Raw genomic sequence first — 13,781 nt, 5'->3', positions numbered from 1 at the left:
GCCATTCCGTTCTCTTTTATAGACTTGGTTTACACCTCAGATGAAAACGCATGAAATTAACGGCATCAGGCCGTTCAGCGCGCTGATTGATGCTTGTTGGCGAGATCCTTATTCCCTGCAACGCCTGCTAAAAGATGCCATCGCCGGCGTCACCGTCGGTATTATCGCCATCCCGTTGGCAATGGCACTGGCAATTGCCAGCGGCGTTCCCCCCCAATATGGACTCTATACGTCGGCGGTTGCCGGGATTGTCATTGCCATCAGCGGCGGCTCGCGCTACAGCGTTTCCGGGCCTACCGCCGCGTTTGTGGTGATCCTCTATCCGGTGTCGCAGCAGTTCGGCCTTTCGGGCCTGCTGATCGCCACCCTGCTTTCCGGACTGTTTTTGGTCATCATGGGACTGGCGCGTTTCGGCCGCCTGATTGAGTACATTCCCCTGTCGGTGACGCTGGGCTTTACCTCCGGTATCGCCATCACCATTGCTACCATGCAGGTGAAGGATTTCTTTGGCCTGCAAATGGCGGTGGTGCCGGAACACTATGTGGGCAAGGTTTACGCCCTGCTGCAGGCGCTGCCGACGCTGGACTTCGGCGATACGCTGATTGGCGCCGTCACGCTGCTGATCCTGATATTCTGGCCTAAGCTCGGCCTGCGGGTGCCGGGCCATTTGCCCGCGCTGCTGGCAGGGACGGCGGTGATGGGCATTCTGGCGCTGTTTGACCATCCGGTCGCGACCATTGGCTCACGCTTCAGCTACCTGCTGGCCGATGGCTCTCAGGGGCAAGGCATTCCGCCGATACTGCCGCAGCTGATGCTGCCGTGGGATTTACCGGCCGGTGACGGCAAGCCCATGGCGCTGAGCTGGCAAACGCTGTCCGCCCTGCTTCCGGCCGCCTTCTCCATGGCGATGCTCGGGGCCATAGAATCCCTGCTGTGCGCGGTGGTGCTGGACGGGATGACCGGCAAGAAGCACAACTCCAATACCGAACTTATCGGCCAGGGCGCGGGCAATATCATTGCGCCTTTCTTCGGCGGCATTACCGCCACTGCGGCCATTGCACGCTCTGCCGCCAACGTTCGTGCCGGTGCCACCTCCCCGGTCTCCGCCATCATTCATGCCTTGCTGGTGCTGTTGGCGCTGCTGGTGCTGGCGCCGTGGCTGTCCTGGCTGCCGCTGGCAGCCATGGCGTCGCTGCTGCTGATGGTTGCCTGGAATATGAGCGAAGCGCACAAGGTGGTTTATCTGCTGCGGCGAGCGCCGAAAGACGACATTCTGGTGATGCTGCTGTGCATGTCGCTGACGGTGCTGTTCGATATGGTGATCGCCATTACCGTAGGCATTGTCCTGGCCTCGCTGCTGTTTATGCGCCGCATTGCTCGCATGACACGCCTGAGCGAACTGAGTGCCGACAACGGCCGATTGGTGCTGCGGGTGAATGGTCCGCTGTTCTTCGCCGCCGCCGAGCGCATTTTTAACGAACTGCTGGTGCGCAGCGAAAGTTATGACGTGATCGTATTGCAGTGGGATGCGGTACCGGTGCTGGATGCCGGGGGGTTGGATGCCTTGCAACGCTTTATCGAAGCCCTGCCGGCCGGCAAGCAGTTGGCCATCACCGACATGCCTTTCCAGCCGTTGAAAACGCTGGCTCGGGCACGGATACAGCCGATTGAGGGGAAACTGCATTTCTACGCGACGCTGCCTGAAGCCCTGACGGCGCTGGATGCCTGAATAACAAAAAGCCCGACGAATCGGGCTTTAAACCATAGCGGGCGCAGCATGCTGCGCCCCTACAAATAACAGCTGTGAAAATGTTTAGTTGCTGGTATCCAGCTCCGGGAAGCTCTTCACCAGATCGTCGATGGCTTTCATCTGCACCAGGAACGGCTCCAGCTTGTCCAGCGGCAGCGCGGACGGGCCGTCGCATTTGGCGCTGTTTGGCTCCGGGTGCGCTTCAATGAACAGGCCTGCCAGGCCAACCGCCATACCGGCACGCGCCAGTTCGGCAACCTGCGCACGACGGCCGCCAGAGGCTGCGCCAAAGGGATCGCGAGTCTGCAGAGCATGGGTCACGTCAAAGATCACCGGATGGCCACCCGTCACGTTTTTCATAACGTTGATGCCAAGCATGTCGACCACCAGGTTATCGTAACCAAAGTTACTGCCGCGATCGCACAGGATCACCTGATCGTTACCGCCTTCCTTGAATTTGTCGACGATATTGCCCATTTGGCCCGGGCTGACGAACTGTGGCTTCTTGACGTTGATCACCGCACCGGTTTTCGCCATCGCTTCCACCAGGTCAGTCTGACGCGCCAGGAATGCCGGCAGTTGGATCACGTCAACCACTTCGGACACCGGCTGAGCTTGTGACGCTTCGTGAACGTCGGTAATGATTTTCACGCCGAAGGTTTTTTTGATTTCTTCGAAGATCTTCATCCCCTCTTCCAGGCCTGGGCCGCGGTAGGAGTGGATAGAAGAACGGTTGGCTTTGTCAAAGGAGGCTTTGAAAACGTAAGGGATGCCCAGTTTTTGCGTCACGGTGACGTAGTGTTCACAGATGCGCATCGCCAGATCGCGCGATTCCAGCACGTTCATACCGCCAAACAGCACAAACGGCAGATCGTTCGCTACGTCGATGTCACCAATGCTAACCACTTTCTGTTTCATGCTTTCGCCTTTATTGAAGTTACCCGTCGTGCCGCAAGCCTTGGCCTGTCGCGTTCAGGGCATAGTAAATGAATTAATGCAGCGTGACCTGTTTCGGTTCAATCGAGTGGATCTGTACCTTGATCACTTCGCTGACTGGGTCTTCAGGACACTGTTCGACAAAATAGTTAAGATCGGAAATCGCGATATGGTTGCATTCCAACTGGGCGTAAATCAGCCCGCGGTCACGGATTTCGTAAGGGTCTTCCGGATCGAAGCACAACACCGTTTCGCTGGCGCGCAGCGCCATTTCCATCTGTTTTTCTTCCATCAGGGCGGCTTTGAGCGTATCCAACATCTTACGCACCACCATGACGTTTTCTGACTCATCGAGATCGTCGTCTTCAAGTTCGGCGCCCAGACCCAGGTTGCCCTTGATCCACACTTCCAACTGGTGTTCGTTCAGCGTCTCGCCGTTCAATGGATTGATCAACCACATCTCTTCATCCAGCCAGTCTGCCCGCAGGATCAGTTGAGTGGGGAAAATAACCGGCAGCAGCGGTAAATCCAGATGAGCGGCGATATGAAGGAAAATGGTGCCGAGCGAAACCGGCGTGCCCTGACGACCTTCCAGCACCTTGTCGAGCCAAATAGCGTCGGACAGGCGATACACGCCGCTGGCGCCCCCAAAACCCCAGGTTTTGAAGAACAATTCAATGAGTGCGTCCAGTTGCTGTTCCTGGCTGAGATCCTGCGGCACGGCCGCACGCGCTTCGTCGACCAGCTGTTGCAGCTTGCGTTCGACCTCAGCGGCGGGGAAATCACGCCGCACGGACTGCGATACCAGGATCACGCCCTCGCTCAGCAGCGAGGTGTTAAATTCAAAATCAGCAATACTACTCATAAGTATCCCATCAGAAAGGGTATTTTCGTCGTGGCAAGTTTAATTATCAGGTACAAACAGCCCAATGCCAGCACAAACGCCAGAGTGCGCAGGTTCTGGTTTTTGGTCTTCTTGCCCAATGCGACGTAGCCAAGCAGGATATAGATAATAACGCCAAACAGCTTCTCGGTCAGCCACGAGTCCATACCCAACAGCGGATATAACTTGAACATCACCACCAGCGCGATGCCGCTGACGAACAACACCGTATCATTTATATGCGGGGTTATCTTCACCCAACGTTTGTTCATCATAGCCGAATTGCGCCATTTCCAGAAGAAACGCAATACAAACAAGACAATACTGATGGTGACCGTCAACAAATGCAGATGTTTTAACGCCGAGTAGCTGCCATATCGCTTCCTTATTTAATCGCTGTGTGCTTCGTTATTGTTGATTTTCAGTGATTGCTGCGGCCATTGGCCAAAGGTGACGCGATCGTTACCGCCATAATCGCGTCGGGTATCGATCGAAATAAAACCGGCGGCCTGCAGCAGTGCGCGTACGCTTTCTCCCTGCTGCCAGCCATGTTCAAGCAGCAGCCAGCCCTGTGATTGCAGGTGGTGTGGCGCCTGCTGCACGATAGCGGACAAATCCGCCAGCCCCTGCTGTGGCGCCACCAGCGCGCTACTGGGCTCAAAACGAACGTCGCCCTGTGCCAAATGCGGGTCGGCGGCGTCGATATAAGGAGGGTTGCTGGCGATCAGAGCAAAAGTTTCGCCAGCCAGTGGGGCAAACCAACTGCCCTGAAGGAACTGCGCGTTGCCGATCGACAGCTTCTGCGCATTGTGCCGGGCCAACGCCACCGCATCCGGCTGTAAATCCACGCCGGTCACTTTGCAGTCTGGGCGTTCGCTGGCTAACGCCAGGGCGATGGCGCCGGTACCGGTACCGAGATCGAGAATGGCGCAAGGGGATGAGGGCAAAAGCTCCAGCGCCAACTCCACCAGGCATTCAGTGTCCGGACGCGGGATCAGGGTGGCGGGCGATACCGACAGCGGCAACGACCAAAATTCGCGCTCGCCAATCAGATAAGCTACCGGCTCACCGCGTTCACGGCGCGCCAACAATCTCTCCAACTGATCTTGCTCTTGCGGCGTCAGCACGGTTTCGCCAAACGCCATCAGGAAAGTTCTGGCCCGGCCGGTCACGAAACCCAGCAGGATTTCCGCATCGCGTCGGGCGCTTTCACTCTGCGTCAGGCGGGCAACCGCCGCCTTCAGCCAGGATTGATAGTCCATTACTCCTGCTCGGCGGACAGCGCAGCGAGCTGGTCGGCCTGGTATTCCTGCACAATCGGCTGGATCAGCATGTCGAGCTTGCCTTCCATCACCTCGTCCAGACGGTACAGCGTCAGGTTGATACGGTGGTCAGTGACACGCCCCTGCGGGAAGTTATAGGTGCGGTTGCGGTCTGAACGATCGCCACTGCCCAGCAGATTACGACGGGTTGAAGCTTCCGCCTGCTGGCGCTTGGCCATTTCTGCTGCACGGATACGCGCCCCCAACACCGCCATCGCTTTGGCTTTGTTCTTGTGCTGTGAGCGTTCGTCCTGACACTCCACCACAATGCCGGTCGGCAAGTGGGTAATACGGATCGCCGAGTCGGTGGTGTTAACGTGCTGACCACCTGCGCCTGAGGAACGGAAGGTGTCGATTTTCAGATCGCCCGCGTTGATCTCCGGCAGTTCAGCCTCCGGTATTTCCGGCATCACCGCCACGGTGCACGCGGAGGTATGAATACGCCCCTGCGACTCGGTTTCCGGCACGCGCTGTACGCGATGACCGCCGGATTCAAATTTGAGCTGGCCGTAAACACCGTCGCCAGAAACCTTGGCAATCACTTCTTTATAACCGCCATGCTCGCCTTCGTTGGCGCTCATGATCTCGACGCGCCAGCGGCGCATTTCGGCATAGCGGCTGTACATGCGGAACAGGTCGCCGGCGAAAATCGCCGCTTCGTCGCCGCCGGTCCCGGCGCGCACTTCCAGGAAACAACCGCGCTCGTCATCCGGATCTTTCGGCAACAGCAGCAGTTGCAGCTGCTGTTCCAGCTCTTCCGTCGCGGCCTTGGCCTGTTTCAACTCTTCCTGCGCCATTTCACGCATTTCCGGATCGTCCAGCATCATTTCCGCCGTAGCCAGATCGTCCTGCACCTGACGCCATTCCAGGAAACAGCGGCTGACATCGGTCAACTGTGCATATTCGCGCGACAGCGCACGGAACCGATCCTGCTCGGCAATAACGCCGGCATCGCCGAGCAGCGCCTGCACTTCTTCATGGCGCTCTTGTAACGCTTCCAGTTTGGCAACAATAGAAGGCTTCATGCGTGGTATTAAACCCTGTTAAAAGAGAAAACTAATGCTGATCCAGCCCGAGGCTGTCGCGTAATAATTGCAACCGCTCCACGTCGCCATCGCCGGCGGCCTGCTGGAGGGATTTGGTAGGGGCATGAATAAGACGATTGGTCAGCCGATGGGCCAGCTCGTGGATAACCTGCTCCACGTCGGCGCCCTGCGCAATCGCGGCCAAGGCTTTGGCTTCCATTTCCGCACGGATCTGATCGGCCTGCGAGCGGTAGTCGCGGATGGTTTCCACTGCGCCCTGTGAGCGCAGCCAGGCCATAAAGTTGGTGCTTTCCTGCTGAACGATCGATTCCGCCTGCACCGCCGCGGCTTTGCGCTGCGCCAGGTTGCTTTGAATGATGGCGTGCAGATCGTCCACGCTGTACAGATAGGCGTTGGCCAGCTTGCCCACTTCCGGTTCGATATCACGCGGTACGGCGATATCCACCAGCAGCATCGGCTGGTTGCGACGCGCTTTCAGCGCGCGCTCCACCATCCCTTTACCGATGATCGGCAGCGGGCTGGCGGTAGAACTGATGATGATATCGGCGTCCGCCAGGCGTTCGTCGATTTCCGGTAATGTGATCACTTCCGCGCCAACTTCGTCCGCCAGCAGTTGCGCACGTTCGCGGGTACGGTTGGCAATAATCATATGCCGTACCTTGTGCTCGCGCAGATGGCGCGCCACCAGTTCAATGGTTTCACCGGCGCCCACTAACAGCACGTTCAATTCGGCAAGTGATTCGAAGATTTGACGCGCCAACGTACAGGCTGCAAAGGCCACAGAGACCGCACTGGCACCGATTTCTGTTTCGGTACGTACGCGTTTGGCGACAGAGAAGGATTTTTGGAACAGCCGTTCAAGCTCACCGGAAAGCGACTGGCCGCGTTGCGATTCGGCAAAGGCTTTTTTCACCTGGCCGAGGATCTGCGGTTCACCCAACACCAGCGAATCCAGCCCGCTGGCTACGCGCATCAGATGGCTGACGGCGTCGTTGCCATGGTGCCAATACAGGCTTTTGCTCACTTCTTCCGGGCGCAGATGGTGGTATTCACACAGCCAGGCAACCAGCTGTTCATGAATATGTTCCTGTTGTTCCACGCTAAGATAAAGTTCGGTGCGGTTACAGGTAGACAACACGACACCGCCCTGCACCAACGGTTGTTGGAGCAAGCTGGTTAGCGCCTGTTCGATAGACTCTGGGGAGAAGGTCACCCTTTCACGCAGAGAAACCGGAGCGGTTTTGTGATTTATACCTAACGCCAGCAGGGTCATTGCTTCGAGTAATACTTCTTTTGGTACGGGTTCTCGTTGAACGGCATTCTACTTGATGCGCGGGCTCAATAAAAGTAACAACCGCATCTTCCGTTCAATCGCTGAAATAGTCAGCATCAATCGATAAATCGCTAATAAATACAGCGGGATGACTATTAATTCGACGACATAACATACTGAATTTTAGTGCAGTATGCGATATTCCGCACAGTATTCAGCAATAACGATAGCCCCTAAGCCGCCAGGCGGCGATCAAATATCCGGCGTTTACCAACCTAAAGTGCCGCAACGAAAGGTGGGATCCAAAAGAAAAGAGACCTGTTGGCAAAAAACATGCTTTGCCTGAAGATAAAAAAATGCCGCGCCCGCGAAGCATAACAGCGAAATAACAATGCGTACTGACAGCTTCATGACCTTGTATTCTCCTCCGGCGATAAACTATTGCAGCATACCGCTAGCAACCTCAACTAAACGCCAACGGCCTCCGCCCGACCAGAGAGATATTCTTGTGCCCACAGCGGCAGGGTTGGGCGATTGTGTTAATCTTATCTGCAAACGCAGCGCATACCCCCGAGGCTAACCGCGGTGACAAAGCCGGGCAGATTCAAAGCGATGCAGCAAAAAATTGACGCGCCGGCGCTGCCCCGCTAGCGTAAACGCTGATACCAAGGTCTCGCTGTGCGTGCCCGTAAGGACAAAAGGACAAGAGAAAGTTATGCCAATCCGCAAAGTTAGTTTGCTACGCCTGATCCCGCTGGCCAGCCTGGTGCTGGCTGCCTGTACCACCACCAAACCCAGCGGCCCGGCCACCAGCCCGACATCACCGCAATGGCGCGCCCATGAGCAAGCGGTGCAACAGCTTGAGCAGTATCAGACCCGGGGCTCTTTCGCCTACCTGTCCGATCAGAAAAAAGTCTACGCGCGCTTCTTCTGGCAGCAGTATTCGTCTGATCGTTACCGCCTGCTGCTGACCAACCCACTTGGCAGCACCGAGCTTGATCTCAACGTGCAGAAAAATGTGGTGCAGTTGACCGACAATCAGGGCAAGCGCTATGTCAGCGACAATGCCGAAGAGATGATCCGCAAACTGACCGGTATGGCAATCCCGCTGGATAACCTGCGCCAATGGATGCTCGGCCTGCCGGGTGAAGCCAACGACTTCAAGCTGGATGACCAGTATCGCCTGAACTCGCTGACCTACCAGCAAGGCGGACAGACCTGGACCGTCGACTACCAGGACTACAACAACAGCCTGCAACCGCAGTTGCCAAGCCGACTGGAGCTGAAACAGGGTGACCAGCGTATCAAACTGAAAATGGATAATTGGACGCTCAAATGATCCGTCAGTGGCCATCGCCAGCAAAACTTAATTTGTTTTTATACATTACCGGCCAACGTGAAGACGGCTATCACCTGTTGCAGACGCTGTTTCAGTTTCTGGATTACGGCGACACGCTGACCATCGATGTACGGCAGGATGACCGTATTCGCCTGCTCACCCCGGTGGCGGGCGTGCCGGATGAAGAAAACCTGATTGTCCGCGCCGCACGTCTGCTGCAACACTATTGCGATCGCCATGGGCTGAATACCGCGCCACGCGGCGCCGATATCAGCATCGAAAAGCGGCTGCCGATGGGCGGCGGGCTGGGCGGTGGCTCCTCCAACGCCGCTACGGTGCTGGTTGCGCTGAATGAACTGTGGCGCTGCGGTTTGAGCGACGACCAGCTTGCTGAACTGGGGCTGGCGCTTGGTGCCGACGTCCCTGTCTTCGTGCGTGGCCATGCGGCGTTCGCCGAAGGCATCGGTGAACGTTTGCAGCCGGCCAACCCGCAGGAAAAATGGTATCTGGTGGCGCATCCGGGAGTCAGCATCCCTACCCCGGCGATTTTCGGCGATGCGGAATTAAAAAGAGACACCCCGGTTCGTCCGTTAAGTGTGCTGTTACAGGCAACTTACGCAAATGATTGCGAACCTATAGCAAGAAAACGTTTTCGCGAGGTTGAACAGCTTGTTTCTTGGCTGTTAGAATACGCGCCGTCACGCCTGACTGGCACAGGTGCTTGTGTGTTTGCTGAATTCGACACAGAAACCGCCGCCCGTCAGGTGTTAAATCAAGCCCCGGAGTGGATACGTGGTTTTGTAGCGCGTGGCGTTAACGTCTCTCCACTACATCGCATCCGTTCCGGGCAGATGAAACCGTAGTTCTCGTTTCGCTGCGCAGGGTCATTCACACCTGGCCCTGTAATCCCTGCGCCGCTTCGGTTTCACGTTGTTTTTTTACACACCCGTATGATATTGCGCCGGCGTCGCTAACTGCCCTTAGCGAAGGCCGAATGACAATATCTTCTCTGGACGCATGCCTGAGGTTCTTCTCGTGCCTGATATGAAGCTTTTTGCTGGTAACGCCACCCCGGAACTAGCACAACGTATTGCCAACCGTTTGTACACCAGCCTTGGTGACGCCGCAGTAGGTCGTTTTAGCGACGGCGAAGTGAGCGTGCAAATCAACGAAAATGTACGCGGCGGTGATATTTTCATCATCCAGTCCACCTGTGCCCCTACCAACGACAACCTGATGGAACTGGTCGTTATGGTAGATGCCCTGCGTCGCGCCTCCGCAGGTCGTATTACTGCTGTTATCCCTTACTTCGGTTATGCCCGCCAGGATCGCCGCGTGCGTTCTGCTCGTGTGCCAATCACGGCCAAAGTTGTAGCCGATTTCCTCTCCAGTGTAGGGGTTGACCGCGTTTTGACGGTGGATCTGCACGCTGAACAGATCCAAGGCTTCTTCGATGTTCCTGTAGATAACGTGTTCGGTAGCCCGATCCTGCTGGAAGACATGCTGCAACAGAATCTGGAGAACCCAATCGTGGTTTCCCCAGACATCGGCGGCGTAGTGCGCGCCCGCGCAATCGCCAAACTGCTGAACGACACCGATATGGCTATCATCGATAAACGCCGCCCGCGCGCGAACGTTTCTCAGGTGATGCACATCATTGGTGACGTAGCAGGCCGTGACTGTGTACTGGTTGACGATATGATCGATACCGGCGGTACCTTATGTAAAGCGGCTGAAGCGTTGAAAGAACGCGGTGCCAAGCGCGTATTTGCCTACGCGACGCACCCGATCTTCTCCGGTAACGCCGTGGAAAACATCCGCAACTCGGTAATTGATGAAGTGATTGTCTGCGACACCATTCCGCTGTCTCCAGAAATCAAGGCCCTGAAAAACGTACGCACTCTGACGCTGTCTGGCATGCTGGCTGAAGCCATCCGCCGTATCAGCAACGAAGAGTCAATTTCTGCGATGTTCGAGCATTAATCAGTTCTCTTTTCGGTGCGGCGCCCTGCCGTACCGAAGGGATTGATGGCCCGAAAGCAGAAAAAGAAAAACCCGTTGGTGCATAGCAGCAACGGGTTTTCTACGGGTAGTCAAACATGACCTTAAGCCTTAATGCGCGGCAGATTTCCTTTGCCGTAACGCCTGTTCCCTTCTCTCTTTCTAATCAATGTGACGAACGATGATGATCGTTGCGGCAACGTTTATCAAAGTGTTTTACCCACCAGTAACGATCCGCTACCTGCTCACGACCGCCAATACGCGCACCTACCAGCCACAACAACGCACCCACGAAGATACTCATGATTGCGCCATGGGCGAAAAACTGCGGCAGGTTGAACTGCGAAACTTCAGCAACAATGGAGTATCCGACACCGCCGATCATCACGACCAGGCCCAGCCCCATAAAAAAGTTGCCCATTCTGTCCGCGTTTCTACGTTTCATATGCCACCTCCATAGTGCCATGTGCCAACCGGGATAACTCTCTAACTGGTTAACCCACTTTGATTAGTTAAGTATAGTCTCAGGTTGGACAGGGTGATTGCGGAGACGATCACAAATGGTAAAGAAAACATGACAAAACTTTACCAGAATGAGTCTATTAGCGATCAAATTGAATGATTCCGCTAATGAATTATTCTCTTTTCTGTATATAGTTTCGTCAATGCACGAACGGGCATATCAGGATTTTGTCATTCATGGCGTCGACAGGTAGACTATTGCCCTTTCCATTATATCGATCATAGCGAATCTCCCAGTGAGCAGTATTAAATTGATAGTCGGCCTGGCGAATCCGGGCGCTGAATACGCGCAGACGCGGCACAACGCCGGCGCCTGGTACGTCGATTTACTGGCCCAGCGCCATAACCAGCAGCTAAAAGAAGAGAGCAAATTCTTCGGCTACACCGCCCGACTGAACCTGGCCGGTAACGACGTGCGGCTGTTGGTGCCTACCACCTTTATGAACCTCAGCGGCAAAGCGGTATTGGCAATGGCCAATTTCTATCGCATCGAGCCGGACGAGATCCTGGTGGCGCATGACGAGCTGGATATTCCCCCTGGCGTTGCCAAGATCAAACTGGGCGGCGGCAACGGTGGCCACAACGGGCTGAAGGATATTCAGAACAAGTTTGGCAATAACCCGAATTTCTATCGCTTGCGCATCGGCATCGGCCACCCGGGCGATAAAAACAAAGTGGTGGGTTTCGTGCTCGGCAAACCGCCGGCCAGCGAGCAAAAAATGATTGATGAAGCGATCGATGAAGCCGCACGCTGTACGGAAGTGCTGCTGACTGACGGGTTGGAAAAAACCGTTCGTCGCCTGCACAGCTTCAAGGCGCAAGCCTGATAAACGTTGCAGCGGGCATCGCGCCCGCTGCTGTCGTGCTTAGGTACGTAGTTTGAAGGTTTCTTCGCCGACGTTAGCGTCATCGGTTTGGTAGCCCTCTTCCGCCACGTAATATTGCGGATCGTCCAGTTCATGGCTGCAAAACGGGCCGGCCTGTTTCAACAGGCGTACACAGTCACCGCTCAGATGACGTAGCCGAATGGTTTTCCCCGCCGCCAGATAGCGTGCCGTCAGCTTATCAATCGCCTCCACGCCGCTGGAATCCATCACCCGGGTACCAGCAAAATCCAGCACCACATTTTGCGGATCGTTTTTCGGTTCGAACAGTTCGGCAAAGGCCGTGGCAGACCCGAAGAACAGCGGCCCGTCCAGCTGATACACCGCCACCTCTCCTTCCACCCGATGCTGACGCGCGCGAATACGAGCCTGCTGCCAGGCAAATACCAGCGCCGAAATGATCACCCCGCTGATCACCGCCATCGCCAGATCGGTAAAAATGGTAATCAGGGTCACCAGCAGCATCACCAGCGCATCCGCCTTCGGCATCCGGCGCAGACGGCGCAGCGAGCTCCACTCAAAGGTGTTGTAACACACCACCAGCATCACCCCGGCCAGCGCCGCCACCGGCAGCAGGCCGATATAGCCCGACAGGCTGACCACAAACAGGATCAGCAGTATCGCGCCAACCACGCCGGAAATACGCCCACGCCCGCCTGAAGTGAAGTTGATGATCGACTGGCCAATCATTGCGCAACCGGCGAAACAACCAAACAGGCCACAAACCGCGTTGCCGGCCCCCTGAGCGATGCTCTCGCGGTTGCCGTTGCCTTTCTTGCCGCCCATTTCATCCAGCACCGTCATGGTAAGCAGCGATTCGATCAACCCTACCAGCGCAATCACCAATGCGTATGGCAGCACCACTTTCAGCATGTCCAGGGTAAAAGGCGCCATCGGCAGGCTAAAGTGCGGTAATGCCCCGGAAATGTCCGCCAGATCGCCGACCCGCAGCGTTTGCAGGTTAAAGCCGATTGCCAGCGCAGATACCACGATTAGCGCTGCCAGCGACGCCGGGATAACGCGCGTCAACCGTGGGAAGAACACCACCACCAGGATCGCCAAGGCCACCAGCCCATACATCAGCGGCCCCTGCCCGGCAATCATATGCAGTTGCGCCAGCATAATGACAATCGCCAGCCCGTTCACGAAGCCGTGAATAGCGGGCAGCGGCACCAGTCGGATAAATTTGCCCAGGCGGAAAATACCGATCAGGATTTGGATAACGCCGGCAAAAATCGTCGCCCACAGCACGTACCCCATGCCGTACTGCGCCGCCAGGCTCATCAGCACCACCACGATTGAACCGGCCGCACCCGACACCATGCCCGGCTTGCCGCCAAACAGCGCGGTGACCAGCCCGATAATAAAGGCGGTGTGCAACCCGACGATCGGAGAAAGCCCGGCGACCAGCGAAAAGCCGACCGCTTCCGGGATCATTGAAACCGCCACCACAAAGCCCGCCAGCACCTCGTTCTTGACGGCCGACAGCCTGAAATTGTTCAGGTTAAACATGGATTATTCACTTCTGACAGATAAAACACATTCCCGCAGCACGGGAACCAAGGCCGCAGGGCGCGGCAAACCTCAGGAGGGGGATAGCTTAGGGTGGACTGGGCAAGAAGGACATCCGGCACGTTTCCTGTAGGTTAATCAGAAGTGTCAGTATGTGTAAATGTGATCCAAATCTCAATCAAAAACCGGCACTGCCTCGGCATTTACCCATCACACACAGCCAGATCGAGAAAAACGGCCATTACGTGTATAATGGCGCCATTATTTCGTCCTTTATGCAGTGGGTTAAACCTAACCTGCTGATAGTTAAGAT

13 protein-coding genes are annotated in these 13,781 nt (G+C 56.1%); 5 read left to right on the top strand and 8 right to left on the bottom strand.

All coding sequences use genetic code 11. From position 1 onward, the window contains the following. Window positions 1–40 precede the first annotated feature (40 nt). Entirely contained in the window at window positions 41–1,729 is a 1,689-nt protein-coding gene (gene dauA, locus EBA31_RS09995) for a C4-dicarboxylic acid transporter DauA (RefSeq protein ID WP_122078682.1), read from the top strand. 84 nt (window positions 1,730–1,813) lie between these two features. Here the strand turns inward: dauA and kdsA are convergent, their stop codons facing one another. The 6 genes from kdsA to hemA all read right to left on the bottom strand — a co-directional run bounded on the left by kdsA (window position 1,814) and on the right by hemA (window position 7,210). Further along, window positions 1,814–2,668, bottom strand: coding sequence for a 3-deoxy-8-phosphooctulonate synthase (kdsA, locus tag EBA31_RS09990; protein ID WP_020826450.1), 855 nt, complete (start codon window positions 2,666–2,668; stop codon window positions 1,814–1,816). A gap of 73 nt (window positions 2,669–2,741) precedes the next feature. Then, window positions 2,742–3,551, bottom strand: a complete 810-nt coding sequence (sirB1, locus tag EBA31_RS09985; protein ID WP_020826449.1) for an invasion regulator SirB1 — start codon at window positions 3,549–3,551, stop codon at window positions 2,742–2,744. Continuing rightward, window positions 3,548–3,958, bottom strand: coding sequence for a SirB2 family protein (locus tag EBA31_RS09980; RefSeq protein WP_122078680.1), 411 nt, complete (start codon window positions 3,956–3,958; stop codon window positions 3,548–3,550). Before EBA31_RS09980 ends, sirB1 begins: the two co-directional genes overlap by 4 nt. Next, window positions 3,959–4,831, bottom strand: coding sequence for a peptide chain release factor N(5)-glutamine methyltransferase (gene prmC, locus EBA31_RS09975; protein ID WP_122078678.1), 873 nt, complete (start codon window positions 4,829–4,831; stop codon window positions 3,959–3,961). Further along, window positions 4,831–5,916 carry a peptide chain release factor 1 gene (gene prfA, locus EBA31_RS09970; protein WP_020826446.1) on the bottom strand — a complete coding sequence of 362 codons (1,086 nt, stop codon included), beginning with the start codon at window positions 5,914–5,916 and terminating at the stop codon, window positions 4,831–4,833. Before prfA ends, prmC begins: the two co-directional genes overlap by 1 nt. 31 nt (window positions 5,917–5,947) lie before the next feature. Further along, window positions 5,948–7,210 (bottom strand): glutamyl-tRNA reductase, encoded by a 1,263-nt coding sequence (gene hemA, locus EBA31_RS09965; RefSeq protein ID WP_037420462.1) that lies wholly within the window; start codon window positions 7,208–7,210, stop codon window positions 5,948–5,950. A 715-nt stretch (window positions 7,211–7,925) separates the two neighbouring features. On the opposite strand from hemA, the gene lolB reads away from it, so the two are divergent. The 3 genes from lolB to prs all read left to right on the top strand — a co-directional run bounded on the left by lolB (window position 7,926) and on the right by prs (window position 10,532). Next, window positions 7,926–8,549, top strand: coding sequence for a lipoprotein insertase outer membrane protein LolB (lolB, locus tag EBA31_RS09960; protein WP_020826445.1), 624 nt, complete (start codon window positions 7,926–7,928; stop codon window positions 8,547–8,549). Further along, complete coding sequence (ispE, locus tag EBA31_RS09955) at window positions 8,546–9,412, top strand: 4-(cytidine 5'-diphospho)-2-C-methyl-D-erythritol kinase (protein ID WP_122078676.1); 867 nt, start codon at window positions 8,546–8,548, stop codon at window positions 9,410–9,412. Before lolB ends, ispE begins: the two co-directional genes overlap by 4 nt. A 172-nt stretch (window positions 9,413–9,584) precedes the next feature. After that, window positions 9,585–10,532: a ribose-phosphate diphosphokinase gene (prs, locus tag EBA31_RS09950; RefSeq protein WP_041414469.1), complete on the top strand. Its 948-nt coding sequence runs from the start codon at window positions 9,585–9,587 to the stop codon at window positions 10,530–10,532. A gap of 184 nt (window positions 10,533–10,716) precedes the next feature. Here the strand turns inward: prs and ychH are convergent, their stop codons facing one another. Then, complete coding sequence (ychH, locus tag EBA31_RS09945; RefSeq protein ID WP_041414467.1) at window positions 10,717–10,995, bottom strand: stress-induced protein YchH; 279 nt, start codon at window positions 10,993–10,995, stop codon at window positions 10,717–10,719. Window positions 10,996–11,308: 313 nt separating this feature from the next. Between ychH and pth the strand changes: the two genes are divergently transcribed. Next, window positions 11,309–11,899, top strand: coding sequence for an aminoacyl-tRNA hydrolase (gene pth / locus EBA31_RS09940; protein ID WP_020826441.1), 591 nt, complete (start codon window positions 11,309–11,311; stop codon window positions 11,897–11,899). Between the two features lie 39 nt (window positions 11,900–11,938). Here the strand turns inward: pth and EBA31_RS09935 are convergent, their stop codons facing one another. Then, window positions 11,939–13,468: a SulP family inorganic anion transporter gene (locus EBA31_RS09935; RefSeq protein ID WP_122078674.1), complete on the bottom strand. Its 1,530-nt coding sequence runs from the start codon at window positions 13,466–13,468 to the stop codon at window positions 11,939–11,941. Window positions 13,469–13,781: the final 313 nt, after the last annotated feature.

This window comes from Serratia sp. P2ACOL2 (genome assembly GCF_003691565.1).
GTDB classification, from domain to species: Bacteria; Pseudomonadota; Gammaproteobacteria; order Enterobacterales; family Enterobacteriaceae; genus Serratia; species Serratia liquefaciens.
This window is presented reverse-complemented; position numbering and strand designations above follow the sequence as displayed.